Origin of the sequence: Vibrio pacinii DSM 19139, from assembly GCF_000711795.1 — a bacterium.
Lineage (GTDB): Bacteria > Pseudomonadota > Gammaproteobacteria > Enterobacterales > Vibrionaceae > Vibrio > Vibrio pacinii.
The window spans coordinates 1-26160 of record NZ_JONH01000020.1 but is presented as its reverse complement, the minus strand read 5'-3'; the positions used below and the strand labels follow the sequence as shown (position 1 = coordinate 26160).

The window sequence follows — 26160 nt, the reverse complement described above, 5'->3', positions numbered from 1 at the left end:
CTAAGTGTATATTTGCCAAACTGGCACCGAGAGATAACAGGCTCATTTATGACAACAGAGACCATAGTGGCACAAGCGACCGCCCCAGGTCGTGGTGGCGTGGGTATTATTCGCGTTTCTGGCCCACTCGCAGAAAAAGTCGCGCAAGAAGTGACCGGAAAATCACTCCGCCCTCGTTATGCGGAGTACCTGCCATTTTGCGCTGAAGATGGCAGCCAAATCGATCAAGGTATCGCCCTCTACTTCCCTAACCCGCACTCGTTCACTGGCGAGGATGTACTTGAGCTGCAAGGCCATGGTGGCCCAGTGGTGATGGACATGCTGATAAAACGCATCGTTGCCATCGAAGGCATTCGTACTGCTCGTCCAGGTGAGTTCTCTGAGCGTGCATTCTTAAACGACAAGCTCGACTTAGCCCAAGCCGAAGCGATTGCTGACTTGATTGATGCCAGTTCAGAAGAAGCCGCTAAGTCTGCGCTACAGTCGCTACAAGGCGCTTTCTCGTCACGTATCCACACCTTAGTCGAATCCTTAATTCACCTACGCATTTATGTCGAGGCAGCGATTGATTTTCCTGAAGAGGAAATCGACTTTCTCGCCGATGGTAAAGTGGCTGGCGATCTGCAGGCAATCATCGATAACCTCACCGCCGTGCGTAAAGAAGCCAACCAAGGCGCGATTATGCGTGAAGGGATGAAAGTGGTGATTGCAGGCCGGCCGAATGCGGGTAAATCCAGCCTGCTGAACGCCCTGTCGGGTAAAGAGTCTGCCATCGTGACGGACATTGCAGGTACCACCCGTGACGTGCTGCGCGAACATATCCATATCGATGGTATGCCACTGCATATTATCGACACGGCAGGTCTGCGCGACGCTTCAGACGAAGTGGAAAAAATCGGTATCGAGCGCGCTTGGGATGAAATCGCCCAAGCCGATCGCGTGCTGTTTATGGTCGATGGCACCACCACTGATGCGACAGACCCAAAAGAGATCTGGCCCGATTTTGTGGATCGTCTCCCCGCCAATATTGGCATTACCGTGATCCGTAATAAAGCGGATCAAACCGGTGAAGAGCTAGGAATCTGTCACGTCAACGATCCTACCTTAATTCGTCTGTCGGCGAAGACCAGTGAAGGGGTTGAAGCATTGCGCAATCACTTAAAAGAGTGCATGGGCTTTGCTGGTGGTAATGAAGGTGGTTTTATGGCCCGTCGTCGTCACTTAGAAGCGTTAGAGCGTGCCGCAGAGCATCTCGACATTGGTCAGCAGCAACTAGAAGGTTACATGGCTGGTGAAATCCTCGCTGAAGAGCTGAGAATCGCGCAACAACATTTGAGCGAAATCACTGGAGAATTTAGCTCCGATGACCTACTCGGACGCATCTTTTCATCATTCTGTATCGGTAAATAAACCCTCTCAGCGCGGCATTTGGCCGCGCTTTTTACATCACAAAAGGAATAGTTATGATCCACATAATTACTGGCAGCACGCTCGGTGGCGCTGAATACGTTGGTGACCATTTAAGTGATCTACTGGTAGAAAAAGGCTTTGAAACTACGATTCACAACCAACCTCAGCTGGCTGAAATCAACAACAGTGGCACGTGGCTTATCGTCACCTCCACCCATGGGGCTGGCGAATATCCAGATAATATCCAACCTTTTATCGCTCAATTACAAAGCACGCCACCCAAAATGAGTGACGTAAAGTATGCAGTAATTGCTATTGGGGACTCAAGTTACGACACCTTTTGTGCCGCTGGCCAACACGCTTACGACCTATTAGAAGACATCGGTTCGACCCCTATCAGCGACTGTTTCACTATCGACATTCTTGCCCATGATGTACCTGAAGATGCCGCAGAAGAGTGGCTTTTGACCCATATTGATCGTTTCTAGCCGCTTAAATGTGGTCAATCTGGTGACCACATTCTCTCCCTTTTGTCGATTGTGAATAACTTAAGTTCGAACTCAGTGTTCTGTTTGCTGCTTTTTTGACCATTTAGACTGTGGATAAATAGGCAGTTATCCGGTGATCAACCTATAGTTATCCATATAACAACTTGATCAACTTTTACCCCCTGTGCATAAGTACCCTTTTTGTCCCCAGACAATCAGCCTGTTGATCAAGCTAGGATCACAAGAAGTGATCCTAATAAGATCCATGATCTTGTTGATCATTTATCACTTATCCACAGATATGGTCGATCCTAATAATAGATCTAATAAAAGATCATCTATATAGATCTTATATATATTAGCTTTCGAGCTCTTGAAATGAAAAGCGTCAAAACCATTTTCTCTGCTCAGGAAAGAGGGTAGAATAACGCTCCTTTTCTCTGTCCAACTCTGTTTGAATACCCGAGGTCGGTTCATGCTTTATCACGAAAACTTTGACGTCATTGTTGTCGGTGGCGGTCACGCAGGAACGGAAGCCGCACTCGCATCTGCTCGTACAGGGCAAAAAACACTTTTACTGACTCACAACATTGATACTTTAGGTCAAATGTCTTGTAACCCTGCGATCGGTGGTATCGGCAAGGGTCACTTAGTCAAAGAAGTGGATGCTATGGGCGGATTAATGGCGCGAGCCATTGATCATGCTGGTATTCAATTCCGAACTTTGAACGCATCAAAAGGTCCAGCGGTTCGTGCAACACGAGCACAAGCAGATCGAGCTTTGTACAAAGCGTATGTTCGTCATGCATTGGAAAATGCACCAAACTTGACTCTGTTCCAGCAGTCTGTCGATGATTTGATTGTTGAAAATGAACGTGCTGTTGGTGTGGTTACTCAAATGGGATTGCGCTTTCATGCCAAAGCGATCGTGCTTACCGTGGGGACTTTCTTGGGTGGAAAAATCCACATTGGAATGGAAAGCTCATCGGGTGGTCGTGCTGGCGATCCTCCTTCGATCGCATTGGCCGATCGTTTGCGAGAACTGCCGTTTCGTGTTGATCGTCTCAAAACAGGAACACCGCCACGCATTGATGGGCGTAGTGTCGATTTTTCACAGCTTGAGGTTCAACACGGCGACGATCCTGCGCCGGTATTCTCATTCATGGGCAGACGTGATCAACATCCTCGTCAGATCCCATGTTTTATCACGCACACCAATGATCAAACTCATGACGTGATCCGCAACAACCTCGATCGTAGCCCAATGTATGCCGGTGTTATTGAAGGTATTGGTCCGCGTTACTGCCCGTCTATCGAAGACAAAGTAATGCGTTTTGCGGATAAAAATAGCCATCAGATTTTTATTGAACCCGAGGGTTTAACCACCCACGAACTGTATCCAAATGGTATTTCCACCAGCTTACCGTTTGATGTTCAAGTTCAGATCGTTCGTTCAATGCAAGGTTTTGAGAACGCGCATATTGTTCGTCCGGGTTATGCGATTGAATACGATTTCTTCGATCCTCGTGACCTGAAGCAAACCTACGAAACTAAATTTATCCATGGTCTGTTCTTTGCCGGTCAAATCAACGGTACAACCGGCTATGAAGAAGCGGCGGCACAAGGTTTGATGGCTGGTTTAAATGCCAGCTTGCACAGCCAAGGCAAAGAAGGCTGGAGCCCAAGGCGCGACCAAGCTTACATGGGTGTGTTAATCGATGACTTGTCGACCATGGGGACCAAAGAACCGTACCGCATGTTCACGTCTCGCGCTGAATATCGTTTGTTACTTCGTGAAGATAATGCAGATTTACGTTTGACTGAACAAGCTCGTCAACTCGGTTTGGTTGACGACGAGCGTTGGGCGCGCTTTAACCAAAAAGTCGACAACATGGAAAAAGAACGTCAGCGCTTGAAAGAGATCTGGATGAATCCACAATCATCGGGCGTCGATGCGTTGAATAATTTGCTTAAGACACCAATGGCACGTGAAGCCAGTGGTGAGGATCTTCTGCGTCGTCCTGAAATAAATTATAGCCAACTTACCGAACTGGCAGAGTTTGCTCCGGCACTAGAGGATCAACAAGCTGCTGAGCAGGTCGAGATCCAAGTTAAATACGAAGGTTACATTAAGCGTCAGCAAGACGAGATCGAAAAGTCGCTGCGTCATGAAAATACCAAGTTACCCACAGATATTGAGTATTCGCAAGTCAAAGGGCTGTCGAATGAAGTGGTGGCGAAACTGACCGAGGCTAAACCGGAAACGCTCGGTATCGCTTCGCGTATTTCGGGGATTACTCCCGCAGCTATTTCAATTTTACTGGTGCATCTGAAAAAGCACGGCCTGCTGAAAAAAGGTGAGGAAGCATAATGTCTCAGCTACGCAGTCAACTTGACGCTCTTATTGCTCAAACTGATTTAACCGTTTCTGATCTGCAACGTGACCAATTGGTTGGTTATGTAGAAATGCTTAACAAGTGGAACAAGGCTTACAATCTAACCTCGGTTCGAAACCCGGAAGAGATGCTGGTTAAACACATCATGGACAGCATTATTGTGAGTACCCACTTACAAGGCGAACGTTTTATCGATGTGGGTACAGGCCCTGGTTTACCGGGTGTGCCGCTGTCTATTATGAACCCCGATAAACAATTTGTATTGCTTGATAGCTTGGGCAAGCGGATTCGCTTTATCAAACAAGTTCTGCATGAACTTAGCATTAAAAATGTGATCCCGATTCAAAGTCGCGTTGAAGAGTATCAACCTGAAGATAAGTTTGATGGTGTACTGAGTCGCGCGTTTGCGTCTATGACGGATATGGTTGAGTGGTGTCATCACTTGCCTAAAGCGTCGGGCGGGCACTTCTTAGCCTTGAAAGGTCAATTATCACAGAGTGAGATTGAGCAATTGCCTGACTGGTGTTGTGTGATCGACATCAAAGCTTTGAATGTTCCTCAATTGGAAGGCGAGCGTCATCTAGTAGTCTTATCGCGCAAGGAATAAAAACGAGGTTCATTGTGGGAAAAATCGTAGCGATCGCCAATCAGAAAGGCGGAGTTGGTAAAACAACAACATGTGTCAACTTGGCCGCCTCAATGGCTGCGACCAAGCGTAAGGTCTTAGTGATAGATCTCGACCCACAAGGTAATGCAACCATGGCCAGTGGTGTAGACAAGTACCAAGTCGATGCCACCGCTTATGAATTACTGGTTGAGGATGTCTCATTTGACGATGTCGTCTGTCGTAAAACATCCGGGAACTACGATTTAATCGCGGCGAACGGCGATGTGACGGCCGCAGAAATCAAATTAATGGAAGTGTTTGCTCGCGAAGTGCGTTTAAAGCACGCGCTTGCCGCAGTTCGTGATAACTATGATTTCATCTTTATCGATTGTCCTCCCTCTCTAAATCTCCTTACAATCAACGCTATGGCCGCAGCCGATTCGGTTTTGGTGCCAATGCAGTGTGAGTACTTTGCACTCGAAGGTTTAACCGCGTTGATGGATACGATCAGTAAACTTGCGGCTGTTGTTAACGAAAATCTAAAAATCGAGGGCTTATTGCGCACTATGTATGATCCTCGCAACAGACTGTCAAACGAAGTCTCTGACCAATTGAAAAAGCACTTTGGTAACAAGGTGTATCGCACGGTTATTCCTCGTAATGTTCGATTGGCTGAAGCGCCAAGTCACGGCAAGCCAGCCATGCATTACGATAAGTACTCGGCGGGTGCCAAAGCGTATTTGGCCCTCGCAGGCGAGATGTTACGTCGCGAAGAAATCCCTGCATAAAACCATAACCAAAGGAATTCCATCTCATGTCTAAACGTGGTTTAGGTAAAGGACTTGATGCTCTGCTTTCGACAAGTTCACTCGCGCGTGAAAAACAGCAAAGTGCTATTCACAGCCAAGAACTTTCATCGGATGGCCAACTGACAGATTTAAATATTAACAGTTTGAAGCCGGGTATTTATCAGCCGCGCAAAGAGATGGAACCAGAAGCGCTGGAAGAACTTGCCGCGTCGATTGAGTCACAGGGGATTATCCAACCTATCGTGGTTCGTCAGGTTGAGAGCGACAAATTTGAAATTATCGCGGGTGAGCGTCGTTGGCGCGCGGCACGCAAAGCAGGACTTAAACAAGTTCCCTGTGTGATCAAAAATGTGGCGGATCGCGCGGCGATCGCGATGGCATTGATCGAAAATATTCAGCGTGAGGATCTTAATGCAATCGAAGAAGCGGTTGCACTGGATCGTTTGCAAGAAGAGTTTCATCTTACCCATCAGCAAGTAGCGGATGTGATTGGTAAATCGCGTGCGGCGGTGAGTAATTTACTACGCCTTAATCAACTTGAAGACGACGTAAAAAGTCTGGTTTCGACTAAGCAGCTTGATATGGGCCATGCTCGAGCTCTGTTAGCGCTAGAAGGCGAGCAACAAGTCGACATTGCCTTGCAGGTGGCAAAGAAAAAAATGACGGTGCGTCAAGCTGAGCAATTAGTGAAAAAATGCTTACAGCCTGAGCCTGAAGCAAAAAGCGTGGCAGAAGACACTGAGGCACAACAAATATCACAAAAATTAAGTGAAATGCTCGGTGCAAAGGTTGCAATTGTGAGGGCTAACGATGGCAAGTCAAAGGTGACGATTAGTCTTGATGAACCTCACAAATTAGAGCAACTTATTGCCAAGCTTGAAGGCTAAATGAGATAATTGATCTCAATCAATTATGTAAAAAAATAATTTTTGTGCGAAAGTTGTCGGTTTGTAAACAAAATTGTAACTTTTTGCGGTGTTTTAATTGCAATCAGTTCGACTCACCGTATAATTTTCGCCAATTTCCCAGCCCAGAGGTAGTAAAGCTGTGGATTTTACTCAAGGTACGAATACATGGTAGCGGCGTTAGCTAGACCAGGACGAGAGCTTGCAAAGCGATTGTTAATGATCCAGCTTGGCGCGGTTACACTATTGGCAGCAGGAATGGCAGTTGCTGTGAATGCTGAATGGGGACTTTCAGCGCTGATTGGGGGTGGCATTTTTGTCATTGCCAATGCAGTTTTTGCGCTGTGTGCTTTTATGTTTAGTGGAGCTCGTGCTGCAAAGCGAGTCGCGGCTTCTTTCTATACAGGCGAAGTACTTAAAATTCTCATCACGGTCGCTCTTTTCACCGTTGTCTACATGTATATGCAGGTGGAACTTGTTCCCCTCAAGCTAACCTATTTGCTGGCTCTAGGTATTAATATCTGTGCGCCAGTGCTATTCATTAACAACAAAAAATAGGATGAGTTATGGCTGCGCCAGGTGAAGCGCTAACTTCGTCCGGATACATTGCCCACCACCTCTCTAACCTTTCTTTAGCTAAGTTAGGGATAGTTGCGGAAGAAGCAAGTTTCTGGAACGTACATATCGATAGCCTGTTTTTTTCTTGGTTTACTGGTTTAATTTTCCTAGGAATTTTTTACAAAGTAGCGAAGAAAGCAACAGTAGGTGTACCAGGTAAGCTTCAGTGTGCTGTAGAAATGATCGTTGAATTTGTCGCAGAAAACGTCAAAGACACGTTCCATGGACGCAACCCGCTGATCGCACCTTTAGCACTAACTATCTTTTGTTGGGTATTTTTGATGAACGTGATGGACTTAGTTCCTATCGACTTCTTACCTTACCCAGCAGAGCATTGGCTTGGTATCCCTTACCTTAAGGTTGTACCGTCAGCTGATGTTAATATCACCATGGCTATGGCTCTAGGCGTTTTTGCTCTGATGATCTATTACAGCATCAAAGTGAAAGGTCTAGGTGGTTTCGCGAAGGAATTGGCATTACACCCATTCAATCACCCAGTGATGATTCCGTTTAACCTACTAATTGAAGTGGTATCGCTCCTTGCGAAGCCTCTATCACTTGGTATGCGTTTATTCGGTAACATGTTCGCAGGTGAGGTTGTATTCATTCTTTGTGCGGCAATGCTACCATGGTACTTGCAATGGATGGGTTCACTACCGTGGGCAATCTTCCATATCTTGGTTATTACGATTCAAGCCTTCGTGTTTATGATGTTGACAATTGTTTACCTGTCAATGGCACACGAAGACAGTGATCATTAATTTTATTTTTTTAAGCTTTTATTTGGGCACTAGCCAACAACTATAAATTGGAGATAGTAATGGAAACTTTACTGAGCTTTTCTGCAATCGCCGTAGGTATTATCGTCGGTCTTGCTTCTCTTGGTACAGCGATTGGTTTCGCACTTCTTGGTGGTAAATTCCTTGAAGGTGCTGCTCGTCAACCAGAAATGGCTCCTATGCTACAAGTTAAGATGTTCATCATCGCGGGTCTACTTGATGCGGTTCCAATGATCGGTATCGTTATCGCACTTCTATTCACTTTCGCGAACCCGTTCGTTGGTCAACTAGGTTAATCACTTTTAACTGTGGGCAAACTTCGGTTTGTCGTTGATTAACACTTAGTCCGAATAGAAGGGGTAGCTGTTGTGAATATGAACGCAACTCTGCTAGGTCAAGCATTCTCGTTTGCACTGTTTGTGTGGTTCTGCATGAAATATGTATGGCCGCCATTGATGCAAGCAATTGAAGAACGTCAGAAGAAAATTGCTGACGGTCTACAAGCAGCAGAACGTGCTGCAAAAGACTTGAACCTGGCACAAGCCAACGCTTCTGACCAGTTGAAAGAAGCGAAGCGCACAGCAACTGAGATCATCGAGCAAGCAAATAAGCGTAAAGGTCAAATTTTAGACGAAGCCCGTGAGGAAGCTCAAATTGAGCGTAAAAAAATCCTTACTCAAGCTGAAGCTGAACTTGAAGCTGAACGCAACCGCGCGCGCGATGAGCTGCGCAAACAAGTTGCAACTCTGGCTGTAGCTGGTGCTGAGAAAATCCTTGAGCGTTCAATCGATAAAGATGCGCAAAAAGATATTCTTGACAACATTACTGCAAAACTTTAAGTCTGGGGGCGCATATGTCTGATTTGACTACTATCGCACGCCCCTATGCTAAAGCAGCCTTCGACTTTGCCGTAGACAAAGGCCAACTTGACCAATGGGGTCAAATGTTGTCTTTTGCTGCACAAGTCGCAAACAACGCACAGATTAAAGAGCTTCTAACGAGCTCACTATCTGCTGATAAATTAGCAGAAATATTTGTGACAGTTTGTGGTGAACAAGTTGATGCGCATGGTCAAAACCTGTTGAAGGTAATGGCTGAGAATGGTCGTCTAACGGCCCTTCCTGATGTAAGCGAACAGTTCTACGCTCTTAAACAAGAGCATGAGAAAGAGATCGATGTTGATGTCATTTCAGCAAGCGAACTTTCTGACGAACAGTTAGCGAATATCAGTAGCAAACTTGAGCAGCGTCTTGAACGTAAAGTGAAGCTGAATTGCAGCGTAGATGAGACCCTACTTGGTGGGGTTATAATTCGAGCCGGAGACGTAGTCATCGATAACTCAGCGCGTGGTCGTTTGAACCGCCTGAGCGATGTATTGCAGTCTTAATGGGGATTGGAGCATGCAACTTAATTCCACGGAAATTAGCGATCTAATCAAACAACGCATCGAGTCATTCGAAGTTGTTAGTGAAGCTCGCAACGAAGGTACTATCATCTCGGTAAGTGATGGTATCATCCGCATCCACGGCCTAGCGGACGTGATGCAAGGTGAAATGATTGAATTACCGAATGGCCGTTATGCACTAGCACTTAACCTTGAGCGTGACTCGGTTGGTGCGGTTGTAATGGGCCCATATGCTGACCTTAAGGAAGGCATGAAAGTTACAGGTACTGGTCGTATTCTTGAAGTACCAGTTGGTCCTGAAATGCTTGGTCGTGTGGTTAACACGCTAGGTGAGCCTATTGATGGTAAAGGTCCAATCGAAGCGAAACAGTCTTCGCCTGTAGAAATGATCGCACCAGGTGTAATCGACCGTAAATCGGTAGATCAGCCTGTGCAAACTGGTTACAAATCTGTTGACTCAATGATCCCTATCGGTCGTGGTCAACGTGAACTTGTAATCGGTGACCGTCAGACTGGTAAAACAGCGATGGCGATCGATGCGATCATCAACCAGAAAAACTCTGGTATTTACTCAATCTACGTAGCAATCGGTCAGAAAGCATCGACTATTGCCAACGTAGTTCGCAAACTGGAAGAGCATGGCGCGTTAGCAAACACTATCGTTGTTGTTGCATCAGCTTCTGAATCTGCAGCGCTACAATATCTAGCGCCATACGCAGGTTGTGCGATGGGTGAATACTTCCGCGATCGCGGTGAAGACGCACTGATTGTTTATGATGATCTATCTAAGCAAGCTGTTGCTTACCGTCAGATCTCTCTACTACTAAAACGTCCACCTGGCCGTGAAGCGTTCCCTGGGGATGTCTTCTACCTCCACTCTCGCCTACTAGAGCGTGCTGCTCGTGTAAGTGAAGTGTACGTAGAGCGTTTCACTAACGGTGAAGTGAAAGGTAAGACCGGTTCTTTAACTGCTCTTCCTATCATCGAAACTCAAGCTGGTGACGTTTCAGCATTCGTACCGACTAACGTAATCTCGATTACCGATGGTCAGATCTTCCTACAAACTGAGCTATTCAACGCCGGCGTACGCCCAGCGGTTGACCCAGGTATCTCAGTATCTCGTGTAGGTGGTTCAGCGCAAACGAAAATCATCAAGAAGCTATCTGGCGGTATCCGTACAGCACTAGCTCAGTACCGTGAACTTGCGGCTTTCGCCCAGTTCTCGTCTGACCTTGATGAAGCGACAAAGAAACAGCTAGACCATGGTCAAAAAGTAACAGAGCTAATGAAGCAGAAGCAGTACGCTCCTATGTCTGTCTTTGATCAAGCTCTAGTTATCTTTGCGGCAGAGCGCGGTTATTTGGCAGATGTGCAACTTAACAAACTGCTAGATTTCGAAGCGGCTCTACTATCGTATGCTCGCGGTCAATACGCTGAATTTGCAGCTGAGATCGACAAGACGGGTGCTTACAATGATGAAGTTGAAGCGCAGCTTAAGAAGCTGACGGACGACTTCATAGCAACCCAAACTTGGTAATAGGTCGGTGGCAGTCTCTGCCACCAACTAATGGAGAGTAACGATGGCCGGCGCAAAAGAGATACGTAATAAAATCGGTAGTGTTAAAAGCACGCAGAAAATTACGAAAGCGATGGAAATGGTAGCGGCTTCAAAAATGCGTCGTTCTCAAGACGCCATGGAGTCCTCTCGTCCATACGCTGAAACAATGCGTAAAGTGATCGGTCACGTAGCTAACGCGAATCTAGAGTACCGTCATTCGTACCTAGAAGAGCGTGAAGCGAAGCGAGTTGGTTACATCATCGTTTCTACAGACCGTGGCTTGTGTGGCGGCTTGAACATTAACGTGTTCAAAAAAGCGATTACAGACATGCAGGCTTGGAAACAGAAGGGTGCTGAAGTTGAATTGGCCGTTATCGGTTCAAAAGCAACAGGCTTCTTCAATAACAGTGGCGCGAAAGTCGCTGCTCAGGTTTCTGGTCTGGGTGATAACCCAAGCCTTGAAGACCTAATCGGTTCTGTAAGCGTAATGCTGAAGAAATACGATGAAGGTGAATTGGACCGTCTGTATGTAGTGTTCAACAAATTTGTGAACACCATGGTTCAACAACCAACGATCGATCAATTGCTACCTTTGCCTAAATCAGATAGCGAAGAGATGCAGCGTGAGCATTCATGGGACTACATCTATGAGCCTGAACCAAAACCTCTACTCGATACACTGTTAGTGCGTTATGTAGAGTCTCAGGTTTACCAAGGTGTAGTCGAGAACCTTGCTTGTGAGCAAGCGGCTCGAATGATTGCGATGAAAGCTGCAACAGACAACGCAAGTAACCTGATTGAAGACTTAGAACTTGTGTATAACAAAGCCCGTCAGGCGGCGATTACACAAGAACTGTCAGAAATCGTTTCAGGTGCTGCAGCGGTTTAAGCTTAGGTAAAACGAAATAGTTTAGAGGATTAACGATGGCTACAGGTAAGATCGTACAGATCATTGGTGCGGTAGTCGACGTAGAGTTCCCACAGAGCGAAGTACCTAGTGTATATGACGCTCTAAACGTTACGGACTCAAAAGAGCGTCTCGTTCTTGAAGTTCAACAACAGCTAGGCGGTGGCGTAGTTCGTTGTATCGTAATGGGTAGCTCAGATGGTTTACGTCGTGGAGTTGAAGTTGTTAACACTGGCGCTCCAATTTCGGTACCAGTAGGTACTAAGACCCTTGGTCGTATCATGAACGTACTTGGTGATGCGATTGATGAGTGTGGTGAGATCGGTGCGGAAGAGACTTACTCTATCCACCGTGAAGCACCAAGCTACGAGGAGCAATCAAGTGAGATCGCTCTTCTAGAGACTGGCGTTAAAGTAATCGACCTAGTTTGTCCATTCTCTAAGGGTGGTAAAATCGGTCTATTCGGTGGTGCAGGTGTAGGTAAGACCGTTAACATGATGGAACTTATCAACAACATCGCACTACAGCACTCTGGTCTTTCTGTATTTGCAGGTGTAGGTGAGCGTACTCGTGAGGGTAACGACTTCTACTTTGAGATGCAGGAAGCAGGCGTTGTAAACGTTGAGAAGCCAGAAGAGTCTAAAGTAGCGATGGTTTACGGCCAGATGAACGAGCCACCAGGCAACCGTCTACGTGTTGCACTGACTGGTCTAACAATGGCAGAGCGTTTCCGTGACGAAGGTCGTGACGTTCTACTATTTATCGATAACATCTACCGTTACACACTAGCAGGTACTGAGGTATCAGCACTGCTTGGTCGTATGCCTTCTGCGGTAGGTTACCAGCCTACACTAGCAGAAGAGATGGGTGTTCTTCAGGAGCGTATCACGTCAACCAAATCTGGCTCTATCACGTCTGTACAGGCGGTATATGTACCAGCGGATGACTTGACTGACCCATCTCCAGCAACGACGTTCGCGCACTTAGATGCAACGGTTGTACTTAACCGTAACATCGCAGCGATGGGTCTATACCCAGCGATTGACCCACTAGATTCAACATCTCGTATGCTTGATCCTCTAGTTGTTGGTCAAGAGCACTACGACATTGCTCGTGGCGTTCAGCAAACGCTTCAGCGTTATAAAGAGCTGAAAGATATCATTGCGATTCTAGGTATGGACGAGCTGTCTGAAGGCGATAAGCAAATCGTATCTCGTGCACGTAAGATTGAGCGTTTCCTAACTCAGCCTTATCACGTAGCGGAAGTATTTACTGGCGACCCAGGTGTTTACGTATCTCTAAAAGAGACTCTACGTGGCTTCAAAGGTCTACTAGCTGGTGATTACGACGATATTCCAGAGCAAGCGTTTATGTACTGCGGTTCTATCGACGATGCTCTTGAGAATGCGAAGAAGCTATAAGGCTAACTAGGAGGCGATATGGCAGCAATAACCTTTCACCTAGACGTTGTCAGTGCTGAGAAGAAGATCTTTTCTGGCTTAGTTGAGACGTTTCAGGTGACCGGTAGCGAAGGTGAGCTTGGTATTTTCCATGGTCACACACCGCTGCTGACCGCTATCAAGCCTGGTATGGTGCGTATTGTGAAACAGCACGGCCACGAAGAAATCATTTATGTTTCTGGTGGCATGGTGGAAATTCAGCCGAGTACAGCAACTGTACTGGCTGATACCGCTATCCGTGGTGAAGAGCTTGACGCAGCTAAGGCAGAAGAAGCGAAACGTCGCGCTGAGGAGAAAATCCAAAATCAGCACGGCGATATGGACTTCGCTCAAGCGGCCAGTGAACTGGCTAAAGCCATTGCTCAGCTACGAGTTATCGAGCTGACAAAACGACGTCGTTAATTAATAGCGTTGTTTACAAGTGTCAAAGGCGGTCGAAAGACCGCCTTTTTGCTTATTTTTTAATGAAAATTTATCCCGATCAATTAACTAATCTCAGATTAGTGTCTAGAATACCCCTCAATAAAAAACAACGTCTGATAGGTTATTTATGAAATTTAGCGCGGTGATTCTCGCAGCGGGTAAGGGCACTCGCATGTACTCGAATAAACCCAAAGTACTGCATACCCTTGCGGGTCGTCCTATGGTTAAGCATGTGATTGATACCTGTAGTGGGTTAGGCGCGCAAAATATTCATTTAGTTTACGGCCATGGTGGCGATCAGATGCAAGCAGAGCTTGCGAGTGAGTCTGTGAATTGGGTACTGCAAGCCGAGCAACTCGGTACTGGCCATGCGGTTGATCAAGCCTCAGCAGAGTTTGAAGACGATGAAAAAATCTTAGTTCTGTACGGTGATGTGCCGCTGATCTCTGAGGAGACGATTGAGAGCCTGCTTGATGCTCAGCCTAATGGGGGAATTGCCCTGCTGACTGTGGTACTGGATAACCCAATGGGTTATGGCCGTATTGTGCGTAAGAATGGCCCTGTCGTCGCGATCGTTGAACAAAAAGATGCCACCGATGAGCAGAAGTTAATCAAAGAGATCAACACGGGTGTGATGGTTGCTACGGGCGGTGATCTTAAGCGTTGGTTATCAGGCTTGAATAACCAGAATGCGCAAGGGGAATTCTACCTGACAGATGTTATCGCTGCGGCTCATGACGAAGGTCGGGCGGTTGAAGCGGTGCACCCAGTTAATCCTATTGAAGTGGAAGGGGTTAATGATCGCGCTCAGTTGGCTCGTCTCGAGCGCGCTTTCCAGTCTATTCAAGCGAAAAAACTCCTCGAACAAGGGGTTATGCTGCGTGATCCAGCCCGTTTTGATTTGCGCGGTGAGCTACAGTGCGGTATGGATTGTGAAATCGACGCTAATGTCATTATCGAAGGTCACGTGACCATTGGTGATAACGTGGTGATTGGTACTGGCTGTGTGCTGAAAGATTGTGAGATTGATGATAACACTATCGTGCGTCCATACAGTGTCATTGAAGGCGCCACGGTTGGTGAGGATTGTACGGTTGGTCCATTCACTCGTCTGCGTCCTGGTGCTGAAATGCGTAACGACTCTCACGTGGGTAACTTTGTTGAAGTGAAAAACGCCCGTATTGGTCAAGGCTCGAAAGCGAATCATCTTACCTATTTGGGCGATACTGAAATTGGTCAACGGACCAATATTGGTGCAGGCGTTATCACGTGTAATTACGATGGCGCGAACAAGTTTAAGACGATTATTGGTGATGATGTCTTTGTTGGTTCTGACAGTCAGCTGGTTGCGCCAGTGACAATTGCTGACGGCGCCACAATTGGTGCTGGCACCACATTAACTAAAGATGTGGCTCAAGGTGAGTTAGTCATCACACGTGCTAAAGAGCGCAAAATTACAGGTTGGCAGCGCCCGGTAAAGCAAAAGTAATCTCGCCCGCCAAGAAACGAAAAGCCGCTCATTCCGAGCGGCTTTGTTGTTTTGGTCGATTAATGACTCGGAATAGCAATGCGTGCTTCTAACCAGCGCACCGCTTGAGATACGACCAAAATCAACACTAAATACTCAAAAACAAGAAAAGTATAAATCTCTAGGGGTAAGTACTCATTAACCACGAGTTCATTGGCGCGACGAGTTAAGTCGCTCAGCCCGATGACACTGACTAGTGAACTCATTTTCAAAATATAGACAAATTGGTTCCCCAGTGGTGGCAGGATTTGTCGGAATGCTTGCGGCATGATCACCAAACGCATTTTTTGCCAATAGTTAAGCCCTAAAGACTCTGCCGCTTCATGCTGACCGCGATTGATCGCTTGGATGCCACCGCGAAACACCTCGGCCATAAAGGCACTCTCGGCGATAGTTAATGCGATCACACCGGCCCAGAAATGATTTAATGACAGATCGAATAACGTCGGCATTCCATAGTAAACCCACAATAACAGTACTAATACTGGCACTGAGCGTATCGACTCGACATACAGGCGATTAATGAAACGCACTCCGGCGTGCTTAGAGAGTGCGGGCAAAGCCACCAGCAGCCCTAACAGCATGGCAAACAGCATACTAAGCAGGGAAACCTGGATCGTATCGTTAAAGCCTGCGAGCAAAAACAGCAAGTTAGTTTGACCTTGCTCGGTGCTAGGGTCGAGGACATACCAACCCCATTGGTAATCTGTACAACCTGTTAATGATAAAATTGACACAAATAATAGATAACGAGACGTCACATTAAACCTTGTATTGACTAAAAAAATATCTTTGTTGCTGCTATGTTATCAATGAAGTGGCATAAACATAACAACTTTAGGGAATATAAAATGTACAAGTTCATCTTAGCACTCGGATTGTGCTTGCTCTCCGTCGGTCAAGCCGTTGCTGAAACCAGTCGTTTACAAGACATTCTTGAAAGAGGTGTATTAAGAGTGGGGACCACGGGTGACTGGAACCCAATGACGATTAAAGATCCTGCAACCAATAGTTATCGTGGTTTTGATATTGATGTCACCACCGAATTAGCAAAAGATTTGGGCGTTGAAGTCGAGTACGTGGCGACGGACTGGAAAACGTTAGTCAACGGGATCACGGCGAATAAATATGACATTACTGGTAGTGCTTCGTTAAATATGTCGCGTGCCAAAGTCGCAGGTTACAGTCAGCCGTATTTCTACCTTGCTTTTGTTCCCGTAGTACAAAAAAAGGACTTAGCAAAGTATTCAGATTGGAGTGACTTTGATAAGGCGGATGTGAAGGTCGCTGCAACGCTTGGAACGGTACAAGAGAAAATGGTTAAAGCTTTCTTCCCGTCAGCGCAGCATGTTGTTATTGAAGCGCCAGCGCGTGATTTTCAAGAGCTATTAGCCAGACGTGCAGATGTATCTGTGACCTCTAACGTTGAGGCTGCAACGCTGGTGGAGAAGTTTAACCAACTGGCGATTGTACCAGTTAAAGCGCCACGCAAACCAACGCCGATCGCGATGTTACTACCACAAGATGACCAAGTATGGATTAACTACCTTAACCACTGGGTCGAGCTAAAGAAAACACAAGGCTTCTTCGATGAAACCGCGAAAAAGTGGGGGCTAAAAAGTTTGTAGCCACTTACTTACGCACTAAAAAAGAGCCGCATCACGCGGCTCGTTTTTTATCGGTTACTCTTCACTGACTACGCGAGCGTTATCAGGTTTGGTGAAGTGCTGGGACAGATGTTTGTTTGAGATAACATAGCCGATCCATAGACCTGCCATGCAGATCATAATCGTAATGCCTGTCACTAGTTGAGCTTGACTGGCCATGGCGGCAACTAAGGCACTAGCAAGGCTGCTGACTGATATCTGCAGGCTGTTTTGTAAGCCAGCGGCTGTTGCAGGGCTTTGTTTGGCACTGGCTAAAGCTCGGTTAACCACGATTGGATACAATGCACCGTTAGCCACTGCAATCAAACAAAATGGTGTCAAGATCGGCCAGATAGAAGTTAACTGCCATTGAGATGCAATAAAGATAAGCAACGACGCGACACTAAACAGCGCAATCAATTGACGCAGCACCTTTTCATCGCCAAATTTTCTTACCGCGACTTTACCCAAGTAACCGCCAGCCATAAAGGCGATGGTTTGTGGAATAAAACTTAAGCCAATATCTTTCGCTTCATAGCCCAGTTGCGCCATGATTTCTGGCATGCCAGTTAAGTAAGCGAAAAAAGCCGCCGATGCGGTAGCAAACATCATTACGCTACCAAGGTACGCTTTTGAACCAATCAGCGCTTTGATATCAGCCTTCATACTGGTTGGTTTGTTCTCCGCTGGATCATTATTTTGGCCGATCGTTGCGGCGACAAGCAGTACGCCCATTAAGGTCAGTGCGATAAAAATGCTGTACCAACCAAAGCTGTCTGCCAGTATGACCCCTAGTTGAGGAGCCAAAGCGGGCGAAAGGGCAACTAGCGGCATAATGGTGGCAAAAATCTGTTGGCTTTGACCCGAATATCGCTTGATCACCATTGCTTGCCAGATTACCGCAGGTGCGCATACACCGATGGCTTGAATAAAACGTAGAGTTAACAGTTGCCAAACTTGATCGGCAAATGCCAACCCAAACGAGGCGACGGTAAATAGAACTAAGCCCGCCGCGAGTGTGTTGCGGTGACCGAATTTGTCCGATGCCACTCCCCACATCAACTGACCAAGCGCCATGCCAACCAAAAAGATGGTTAACGACAGCGCGATCTGTTCAGGTCCGGTGGCAAAGTCGAGTTCCATCGCTTTGAATGCAGGTAAGTACATATCGGTGGCAATAAAGCCAAGCATGGACAGAGCCGCGAGATAAATGAGTTGTAGTTTCGATATTTTCATATTCAATCAATCAAATTATTTAATTACTTTCTAGTTGATATTAGTTGGCGCCAACCCTGATTTATTTACCTCGCTATTCTATTTTTAGATTTTAAGAAAATAAAACGATAAAATTGTTCGTCATCAATCAAATTTTTTGAAGGGTTAAGGTATGTATTCCAAATCATCGTTGGAAATGTTGGATACGGTTGCACGCCTTGGTAGCTTTACCGCGGCCGCTCAAGTACTGCACAAAGTTCCCTCAGCGATTAGCTACGGTGTGCGACAAGTTGAAAAAGAATTGGATGTGGTGCTGTTTCATCGCCTTCCGCGTAAGGTGAAATTGACCGCCGCAGGCGAACTGTTTATTACTGAAGCGCGCATGCTGCTCAGGCAAATGGAAGAGATTAAGGCGCAAACACGGCGCGCGGCACACGGTTGGCAATCAACACTGAAACTGACGCTAGATAATGTAGTGAAACTCGACAAACTTAAGCCTTTGGTTGAAGACTTTTACCGAGAGTTTGAGTTTGCTGAGCTACAGATCAATATGGAAGTATTTAATGGCTCTTGGGAAGCGATAGCCCAAGAGCGGGCTGATATTGTTATTGGGGCAACATCGGCGGTGCCAGTTGGAGGTGATTTCGAAGTCCGTGATATGGGGGCGTTAGATTGGGCATTTGTCATGTCGCCAAGCCATCCTTGCGTTAAGCAGCAAAACTTGAACCAAGCTTTTGTTAGTCAGTTTCCAGCGATCTGTCTCGATGATACCTCAAGTGTATTACCCAAGAGGCATACAGGCCATTACCCGCAGCAGCGTCGACTACTGTTACCTAACTGGTACAGTGCAATTGAGTGTTTAAAGAATGGTATTGGTGTTGGGTATATGCCTCGTCATATTGCGATGCCATTGATTAACGATGGGGTGTTGGTAGAAAAAACCTTGCCAGATGAAAAACCGCTCAGCCAGTGTTGTTTGGTATGGCGTAAAGACGATAATCACCGTTTGATTGAGTGGATGGTAAATTACCTGGGCAGCAGCCAGCAGCTTCATCAAGATTGGCTTCAAGCGTACTAAAGAAAAAACGCCAGCAAAAAGCTGGCGTTGATGTTCAGAGGGTTGATGCTAAGGACGTTCAAATACCGTGGCGATACCTTGGCCTAAACCAATACACATGGTTGCTAAGCCGTACTTGGCATCCTTAGCTTCCATGAGGTTAATCAATGTGGTTGAGATGCGTGAACCTGAACAACCGAGAGGGTGGCCGAGTGCGATAGCGCCGCCGTTAAGGTTGACCTTCTCGTCCATGACATCCAATAGACCGAGGTCCTTGGCACATGGTAGTGATTGAGCGGCGAACGCTTCGTTAAGCTCAACCACATCCATATCTTCAATTGATAGGCCTGCACGTTTCAGTGCTTTTTGCGTAGCAGGAACAGGTCCGTAGCCCATGATCGAAGGATCGCAGCCAGCAATAGCCATACCTTTGACTCGTGCACGAATCTTCAGACCAAGCTCGTTGGCTTTATCTTCGCTCATGATCAACATCGCTGATGCGCCATCAGATAACGCTGATGAAGTGCCCGCTGTCACGGTACCATTGGCTGGATCAAACACAGGGCGAAGTTGAGATAAGCCTTCTACTGTGGTTTCTGGACGAATGACTTCATCATGATCGAGCATAAATAACGTTCCGTCAGCGGCATGACCTTCCGTGGGTAGAATTTCGTTTTTAAAGCGACCTTCTACCGTAGCGGCTTGTGCACGTGCGTGAGAGCGCGCAGCAAACTGATCTTGTTGCTCGCGGCTAATGCCGTGCATTTTACCAAGCATTTCTGCCGTGAGTCCCATCATACCAGCCGCTTTGGCGACGTTTTTTGACATACCAGGGTGGAAGTCTACCCCATGGTTCATGGGCACATGACCCATGTGCTCTACGCCCCCAATCAGGCAGATTTCTGCATCACCAGTCATTATCGCTCGGGTACCGTCGTGCAGTGCTTGCATCGAAGAACCACACAATCGATTGACCGTGACCGCACCAATCTCAATCGGTAGTCCCGCCAATAGCGCTGCGTTACGCGCAACGTTAAAGCCTTGCTCTAGTGTTTGTTGAACACAGCCCCAATAAATGTCTTCAATTTCACTTGGATTAACCTCAGGGTTACGCGCCAAGATACCTTTCATAAGGTGCGCAGAGAGATCTTCAGCACGAGTATGACGGAAGGCACCACCTTTAGAGCGACCCATTGGGGTACGTAGACAATCTACAATGACAACATTTCTTGTAATAGACATTTGCGAATCTCTCCTTAGATTGAACCTTGCTGTTGAGTGCCGTAGAAGGTGTCACCTTTAGCTGCCATATCAATCAGTAATTGAGGGGCTTGATACATAGCACCTAACGATTGGTATTTTTTGGTCATGTCGACAAACTCTGCAATACCAATGCTATCTAGGTAACGGAATACACCGCCGCGGAATGGAGGGAAGCCCAAACCGTAAACTAACGCCATGTCGGCTTCTTGTGGCGAGGCAATGATCTTCTCTTGCAGACACAGCACCACTTCATTGATCATAGGCACCATCATGCGTTCAATAATCGTCTGTTCGTCAAACGCTTGAGCGGCCTGGCACACTTCTGCTAATAGCGGGAGGATGTCATCACTGAAGGTTTTCTTCGGTTTGCCACGTTTATCAACGCTGTAGGTATAAAATCCGCAGCCGTTTTTCTGGCCATATTTATTGGCTGAAAATAGAGCGTCAATAGCGTCGCGGCCATCTTTGCCCATGCGCTCAGGGAAACCTTGTGCCATCACTTCTTGAGCATGATGTGCGGTGTCAATTCCGACTACATCGAGTAAATACGCAGGGCCCATTGGCCAACCAAACTTACGCTCCATCACTTTATCAATTTGAGTGAAGTCTGCGCCGTCACGTAACAACTGGCTAAAGCCGCCAAAGTATGGGAAAAGCACGCGGTTAACGAAAAATCCTGGACAGTCATTGACGACGATAGGTGATTTGCCCATCTTCGCAGCGTACGCAACCACACGGTTGATGGTTTCATCTGATGTGTGCTCACCACGGATAATTTCGACCAATGGCATCCGATGTACGGGGTTGAAGAAGTGCATACCACAGAAGTTCTCTGGGCGTTTCATCGACTTGGCCAACAAGTTGATTGGAATGGTCGATGTATTTGAGGTGATCACAGTATCATCACCCACATATTGCTCTACTTCACTGAGAACCGCGGCTTTCACTTTCGGATTTTCCACCACCGCTTCTACGATTACATCAGAGTTTTCGATGCCAGCATAATGCAAACTAGGGGTAATGGAGGCAAGAATTCCAGCCATTTTAAAGCCATCAATACGACCGCGTGACAGGCGCTTATTGAGCAATTTCGACGCTTCTGTCATGCCTAGGTCTAGTGATGCTTGAGCAATATCTTTCATCAACACTGGTACGCCCTTAAGCGCCGATTGATAAGCAATACCGCCACCCATAATACCTGCCCCAAGAACCGCTGCACGTTGAGTCTCTTTGTTGGCGGCTTTGGCGGCGTTTTTAGCAATACCTTTAATGTATTGGTCATTAAGGAATAGTCCCACCAACGCCTGAGCTTCTTGTGACTTCGCCAGTTTGATGAAGTTGTTGCGTTCGATGTCGAGTGCTTCATCACGAGCGTAGCGAGCACCTTGTTCAATAGTCACAACGGCTGTCATCGGTGCAGGGTAGTGAGGCCCCGCTTTTTGCGCGACTAAACCTTTTGCCATCGTAAAGCTCATCATTGATTCGAGCTTACTTAGCGAAAGTGCCGAGGTTTTTTGCTTGCGACGTGCTTTCCAGTCAAGCTTTTCATTGATTGCTTGTTCAAGAGTGGCTAGTGCTGATTGATGCAATGTCTCTGCATCGACAATGGCATCAAGCAGACCAAGTTTCAGCGCCTCGTCAGCTCGACAAGCTTTACCTTGAGTGATGATTTCCATTGCGCTGTCAGCCCCAAGCACGCGCGGTAAGCGAACACAGCCACCAAATCCAGGCATAATGCCGAGCTTGGTTTCTGGCAGACCAATGCTGGTGGTTTTGTCACCGATACGCATGTCGGTAGCGAGTACACACTCACATCCGCCGCCTAAGGTATGTCCTTTAAGTACGGAGATGGTCGGTACTGGTAAATCTTCGAGTTTGTTAAAGATGCTGTTGGCAAAACGTAGCCATTGATCGAGCTCTTGTTCTGGTTTCGCAAACAGGCTTAGAAACTCAGTAATGTCAGCGCCAACGATAAACGTGTCTTTATCTGACGTTAGCATTAGCCCTTTTAGCGAGCTGTGCGCTTTGAGTGCATCAAGCGCTTTATCCAATGACTCAAGAGTCGCGAGATCAAGTTTGTTAACAGAAGCGGGAGCGCAAAAGCTAAGTTCTGCGATTCCGTGTTGTAATTCCTTTACCTGTAGGGTTTCGGCTTGGTAAATCATTGTCTATCTCCATGACATACAATCTTGGATTGTGTGTATAACATTTTGGCTCAACATCAAGGTGAAGAGGCATGAGACACTATAAAGGAAAGTGGTTATATTTATATTCTGGTTAGACCAGTGGTTTTAGTTTGGACTTGCCGTTAGTTAAATTCAATACATTTTTTAAACAAGTGTTTAACATTGTGCGCTTGGGCAGATCTTAGGCGACGTTCAAATCTCACTCATGCTACACTGCCTTCATCAATCGAAATCTATCAAGACCATGAATGACCAGCCTTACTTAATACCCGCCCAAGCAACTCAATTTGAAGAAGAAATAAAGAAAAGTGTCTTTATTACTTATTTAGCGCACACGCCTAGTGTGGCCGCGGCGAAGGCGTTTGTTCATCAAGTTAAAGCACGTCATTCTGATGCTCGGCATAATTGCTGGGGGTTTGTTGCTGGCCGACCTGAAGATTCCATGCGTTGGGGATTTAGTGACGATGGTGAACCCTCGGGAACTGCAGGTAAGCCGATACTGGCCCAACTAGCAGGCAGTGGCGTTGGAGAGATTAGCGCAGTGGTAACCCGTTACTCGGGGGGGATAAAGCTTGGAACTGGTGGATTAGTCAAAGCGTATGGCGGTGGCGTACAACAAGCCCTTAAGTCGCTTCAAACTATTGAGAAAAAAATAACCACAAAGTTACGACTAGAGTTAGACTATGGTTTTGTGCCAATCGTACAGTCTTTACTGCCTCAATTTTCTGCTCATGAGGTTGGAGCCGATTACACCGAATTGGTCACAATGGTGGTAGAGATCGAATTGCGCCAAGTCAGTGATTTTACCCAGACCATAGTCAACAAAAGCGGTGCCAAGGTAATAGTTACCACATTGGATAAATCATAAGATAACTAGGAAGTCGGAAGCCACGCTTCACAAATAAGTCTATTCATGCAATTTCGATCAATTATTCGCATCGTCGGGCTCTTACTCGCCCTTTTTAGTGTCTCTATGCTCGCGCCTGCGTTGGTGGCGTTGATCTATCGAGACGGCGCTGGTGTGCCTTTCGTGACCACTTTCTTTGTCTTGCTGTTTTGTGGCACGGTTTGTTGGTTCCCTAATCGTCATCATAAGCATGAATTAAAAGCACGTGATGGCTTTCTGATCGTGGTTCTGTTCTGGACGGTTATCGGTAGCGCGGGCTCATTGCCATTCTTGATTGCAGATAATCCGAATGTGTCGGTGACCGATGCGTTTTTCGAATCATTTTCTGCTTTGACGACCACTGGGGCGACGGTGATTGTTGGCCTAGATGATTTGCCCAAAGCGATTTTGTTTTATCGACAGTTTTTACAGTGGTTTGGCGGTATGGGGATCATCGTCTTAGCCGTTGCGATACTGCCAGTACTCGGTATCGGTGGAATGCAGCTTTATCGGGCGGAAATTCCTGGTCCAGTTAAAGATTCGAAAATGACGCCACGAATTGCCGAAACCGCTAAAGCGCTATGGTATATCTATCTTAGCTTGACGATTGCATGTGCAGTCGCCTTTTGGCTAGCAGGTATGACACCGTTTGATGCTATAGGCCATAGCTTTTCTACCATTGCGATTGGGGGGTTCTCAACCCATGATGCCAGTATGGGATACTTTGACAGTTACGCGATTAATCTGATCACAGTTGTGTTTCTGCTTATCTCTGCGTGTAACTACTCACTTCACTTTGCCGCATTTGCATCGGGTGGGGTTCATCCTAAATATTATTGGAAAGACCCGGAGTTTCGTGCCTTCTTCTTTATTCAGGGCTTACTGTTTGTAGTCTGCCTGTTAATTCTGCTTAATCACAACTCGTACGATTCGTTTTATGATGCGTTTGATCAAGCATTGTTCCAAACGGTGTCAATTTCTACCACGGCAGGTTTTACAACTACGGGGTTTTCCGAGTGGCCGCTATTTTTACCTGTGCTGCTACTGTTCTCTTCTTTTATTGGCGGATGCGCCGGGTCTACGGGCGGCGGCATGAAGGTTATCCGTATTTTGCTTCTTACCTTACAAGGGGTGCGTGAGCTGAAACGTTTAGTCCATCCACGCGCCGTCTATACCATCAAGGTAGGTGGCAGCGCTCTTTCACAACGAGTAGTAGACGCGGTGTGGGGATTTTTCTCAGCCTATGCGTTAGTGTTTGTGGTTTGTATGCTTGGTTTAATCGCCACAGGTATGGATGAGCTGAGCGCGTTTTCTGCTGTGGCGGCAACGTTAAATAATTTGGGGCCGGGACTTGGCGAAGTGGCATTGCATTTTGGTGATGTGAACGATAAGGCCAAATGGGTACTGATTATTTCTATGTTGTTTGGCCGATTAGAAATCTTCACACTACTGATACTACTCACGCCGACGTTTTGGCGCAGCTAATAACTAAGGAGATAATGTGGCAAAAGCTCTGTTCCTTTATTCGACCCGAGAAGGTCAAACGAAAAAGATTTTCCAACACATTAGTGAGCAGATGAAAGAGTTCGACTGCGAGATGATTGACCTGCACTCAGTAGAGAGTGTCGACTTCAGTCAGTATCAACGTGTTTTGATTGGTGCGTCGATTCGTTATGGTCACCTTAATAAAAAGCTTTATCAATTTATTGAGCATAACTTGTCTCAACTACAAACAGCCAAATCAGCATTCTTTTGTGTCAACCTGACCGCTCGCAAAGAAGACCAAGCGAAAGATACGCCAGAAGGCAGTGCTTATATTAAAACGTTTTTGAGTAAGTCACCTTGGCAGCCCGAGTTGATAGGTGTCTTTGCTGGGGCACTTTATTACCCGCGTTATAATTGGTTTGATAAAACCATGATTAAATTCATCATGAGTATGACGGGTGGCGAAACAGATACTAGTAAAGAAGTTGAGTATACTAACTGGGGAAAAGTAACTCTATTTGCCGATAAATTTCAAAATCTATAGAGAAAGGCTAGATTTATAGGCCTTTTAGAGTAAATTTTAATCGAACAATAAAAAAGTTTAAAAAAACGCAAAAAAGGGGTTGCCAACAGAACTGCGATCTCTATAATGCCCCCTCGCTGACACGGGAACGCTTCGAAAGAATCGAGTTACCGATTAGCAGGTCATCTAGCCAAGTGGAAACGCTTGAAAAAAGTTTGAAAATAGTGATTGACACTAAACTTTAACTCGCTAAAATGGCCGTCCGTTTCGAGCAAGGCTCAAACGACCGCTCTTTAACAATTTAAACCTATCAATCTGTGTGGGCACTCGTTGATGATAATCCAATAGGTTGTTGCTTAGGCAATGACCGTTTCTTCGGAAACACATTGGGTTCAATGAACTGAGTGACCAATACGAATAGCTACTTGTAGCTATTTGGCACAGTCAATTCATTATCATTCTGTTGGAATGATAATAGCTTTAAAATTACCGTTTACTTTCGAGTAAGCGCAGTTTTGAAGTCAGTATTCATTGAGCCGAAAAAACTTAAATTGAAGAGTTTGATCATGGCTCAGATTGAACGCTGGCGGCAGGCCTAACACATGC

25 protein-coding genes are annotated in these 26160 nt (G+C 46.4%); 21 read left to right on the top strand and 4 right to left on the bottom strand.

What is annotated here, in order from left to right; genetic code table 11:
- Window positions 1–48 precede the first annotated feature (48 nt).
- From mnmE to glmU, 16 genes are all read left to right on the top strand, one after another.
- Window positions 49–1410 (top strand): tRNA uridine-5-carboxymethylaminomethyl(34) synthesis GTPase MnmE, encoded by a 1362-nt coding sequence (gene mnmE, locus BS19_RS13110; protein WP_038175793.1) that lies wholly within the window; start codon window positions 49–51, stop codon window positions 1408–1410.
- Window positions 1411–1463: 53 nt separating this feature from the next.
- Complete coding sequence (mioC, locus tag BS19_RS13105) at window positions 1464–1898, top strand: FMN-binding protein MioC (RefSeq protein ID WP_038175792.1); 435 nt, start codon at window positions 1464–1466, stop codon at window positions 1896–1898.
- A 475-nt stretch (window positions 1899–2373) separates the two neighbouring features.
- Entirely contained in the window at window positions 2374–4269 is a 1896-nt protein-coding gene (mnmG, locus tag BS19_RS13100; RefSeq protein ID WP_038175791.1) for a tRNA uridine-5-carboxymethylaminomethyl(34) synthesis enzyme MnmG, read from the top strand.
- Window positions 4269–4901 (top strand): 16S rRNA (guanine(527)-N(7))-methyltransferase RsmG, encoded by a 633-nt coding sequence (gene rsmG, locus BS19_RS13095; RefSeq protein ID WP_038175789.1) that lies wholly within the window; start codon window positions 4269–4271, stop codon window positions 4899–4901. Before mnmG ends, rsmG begins: the two co-directional genes overlap by 1 nt.
- Before the next feature lie 14 nt (window positions 4902–4915).
- A complete protein-coding gene (locus tag BS19_RS13090; RefSeq protein WP_038175787.1) occupies window positions 4916–5689 on the top strand; it encodes a ParA family protein in 774 nt (257 codons plus the stop codon).
- Between the two features lie 26 nt (window positions 5690–5715).
- A complete protein-coding gene (locus tag BS19_RS13085) occupies window positions 5716–6597 on the top strand; it encodes a ParB/RepB/Spo0J family partition protein (RefSeq protein ID WP_038175785.1) in 882 nt (293 codons plus the stop codon).
- 186 nt (window positions 6598–6783) lie between these two features.
- Window positions 6784–7173 (top strand): F0F1 ATP synthase subunit I, encoded by a 390-nt coding sequence (locus BS19_RS13080; protein WP_038175783.1) that lies wholly within the window; start codon window positions 6784–6786, stop codon window positions 7171–7173.
- Window positions 7174–7181: 8 nt separating this feature from the next.
- A complete protein-coding gene (gene atpB / locus BS19_RS13075) occupies window positions 7182–7994 on the top strand; it encodes a F0F1 ATP synthase subunit A (RefSeq protein ID WP_038175780.1) in 813 nt (270 codons plus the stop codon).
- A 59-nt stretch (window positions 7995–8053) separates the two neighbouring features.
- Entirely contained in the window at window positions 8054–8308 is a 255-nt protein-coding gene (gene atpE / locus BS19_RS13070; protein WP_002540812.1) for a F0F1 ATP synthase subunit C, read from the top strand.
- 72 nt (window positions 8309–8380) lie between these two features.
- On the top strand, window positions 8381–8851 hold the full coding sequence (gene atpF, locus BS19_RS13065; RefSeq protein WP_038175779.1) for a F0F1 ATP synthase subunit B: 471 nt from the start codon (window positions 8381–8383) through the stop codon (window positions 8849–8851).
- Window positions 8852–8865: 14 nt separating this feature from the next.
- On the top strand, window positions 8866–9399 hold the full coding sequence (gene atpH / locus BS19_RS13060; RefSeq protein WP_038175778.1) for a F0F1 ATP synthase subunit delta: 534 nt from the start codon (window positions 8866–8868) through the stop codon (window positions 9397–9399).
- A 13-nt stretch (window positions 9400–9412) separates the two neighbouring features.
- The gene (gene atpA / locus BS19_RS13055) at window positions 9413–10954 is read left to right on the top strand and encodes a F0F1 ATP synthase subunit alpha (protein WP_038175777.1); all 1542 of its coding nucleotides are present in this window, start codon (window positions 9413–9415) and stop codon (window positions 10952–10954) included.
- 43 nt (window positions 10955–10997) lie between these two features.
- Complete coding sequence (atpG, locus tag BS19_RS13050; RefSeq protein ID WP_038175775.1) at window positions 10998–11864, top strand: F0F1 ATP synthase subunit gamma; 867 nt, start codon at window positions 10998–11000, stop codon at window positions 11862–11864.
- Window positions 11865–11899: 35 nt separating this feature from the next.
- Window positions 11900–13303 (top strand): F0F1 ATP synthase subunit beta, encoded by a 1404-nt coding sequence (gene atpD, locus BS19_RS13045; protein WP_038175774.1) that lies wholly within the window; start codon window positions 11900–11902, stop codon window positions 13301–13303.
- Between the two features lie 18 nt (window positions 13304–13321).
- Window positions 13322–13744, top strand: a complete 423-nt coding sequence (locus BS19_RS13040) for a F0F1 ATP synthase subunit epsilon (protein ID WP_038175773.1) — start codon at window positions 13322–13324, stop codon at window positions 13742–13744.
- 148 nt (window positions 13745–13892) lie between these two features.
- A complete protein-coding gene (gene glmU, locus BS19_RS13035) occupies window positions 13893–15254 on the top strand; it encodes a bifunctional UDP-N-acetylglucosamine diphosphorylase/glucosamine-1-phosphate N-acetyltransferase GlmU (protein WP_038175772.1) in 1362 nt (453 codons plus the stop codon).
- A gap of 59 nt (window positions 15255–15313) precedes the next feature.
- On the opposite strand, the gene BS19_RS13030 is transcribed toward glmU, so the two are convergent.
- Window positions 15314–16054 (bottom strand): amino acid ABC transporter permease, encoded by a 741-nt coding sequence (locus BS19_RS13030; RefSeq protein ID WP_038175771.1) that lies wholly within the window; start codon window positions 16052–16054, stop codon window positions 15314–15316.
- 90 nt (window positions 16055–16144) lie between these two features.
- On the opposite strand from BS19_RS13030, the gene BS19_RS13025 reads away from it, so the two are divergent.
- The gene (locus tag BS19_RS13025; protein ID WP_038175769.1) at window positions 16145–16921 is read left to right on the top strand and encodes a transporter substrate-binding domain-containing protein; all 777 of its coding nucleotides are present in this window, start codon (window positions 16145–16147) and stop codon (window positions 16919–16921) included.
- A 54-nt stretch (window positions 16922–16975) separates the two neighbouring features.
- Here the strand turns inward: BS19_RS13025 and punC are convergent, their stop codons facing one another.
- Window positions 16976–18175: a purine nucleoside transporter PunC gene (gene punC / locus BS19_RS13020; RefSeq protein ID WP_038175767.1), complete on the bottom strand. Its 1200-nt coding sequence runs from the start codon at window positions 18173–18175 to the stop codon at window positions 16976–16978.
- Between the two features lie 151 nt (window positions 18176–18326).
- Between punC and punR the strand changes: the two genes are divergently transcribed.
- Window positions 18327–19232, top strand: coding sequence for a DNA-binding transcriptional activator PunR (gene punR / locus BS19_RS13015; RefSeq protein WP_038175765.1), 906 nt, complete (start codon window positions 18327–18329; stop codon window positions 19230–19232).
- 48 nt (window positions 19233–19280) lie between these two features.
- Here the strand turns inward: punR and fadA are convergent, their stop codons facing one another.
- A complete protein-coding gene (fadA, locus tag BS19_RS13010; protein WP_038175764.1) occupies window positions 19281–20453 on the bottom strand; it encodes an acetyl-CoA C-acyltransferase FadA in 1173 nt (390 codons plus the stop codon).
- 14 nt (window positions 20454–20467) lie between these two features.
- A complete protein-coding gene (fadB, locus tag BS19_RS13005; RefSeq protein ID WP_038175763.1) occupies window positions 20468–22639 on the bottom strand; it encodes a fatty acid oxidation complex subunit alpha FadB in 2172 nt (723 codons plus the stop codon).
- 265 nt (window positions 22640–22904) lie between these two features.
- On the opposite strand from fadB, the gene BS19_RS13000 reads away from it, so the two are divergent.
- From BS19_RS13000 to hemG, 3 genes are read left to right on the top strand one after another with little or no spacing between them, the layout of a single operon-like run.
- Window positions 22905–23528, top strand: a complete 624-nt coding sequence (locus tag BS19_RS13000) for a YigZ family protein (RefSeq protein ID WP_038175871.1) — start codon at window positions 22905–22907, stop codon at window positions 23526–23528.
- A gap of 45 nt (window positions 23529–23573) precedes the next feature.
- A complete protein-coding gene (locus BS19_RS12995; protein ID WP_038175762.1) occupies window positions 23574–25031 on the top strand; it encodes a TrkH family potassium uptake protein in 1458 nt (485 codons plus the stop codon).
- Between the two features lie 16 nt (window positions 25032–25047).
- Window positions 25048–25575 carry a menaquinone-dependent protoporphyrinogen IX dehydrogenase gene (hemG, locus tag BS19_RS12990; RefSeq protein ID WP_038175761.1) on the top strand — a complete coding sequence of 176 codons (528 nt, stop codon included), beginning with the start codon at window positions 25048–25050 and terminating at the stop codon, window positions 25573–25575.
- Window positions 25576–26160 lie beyond the last annotated feature (585 nt).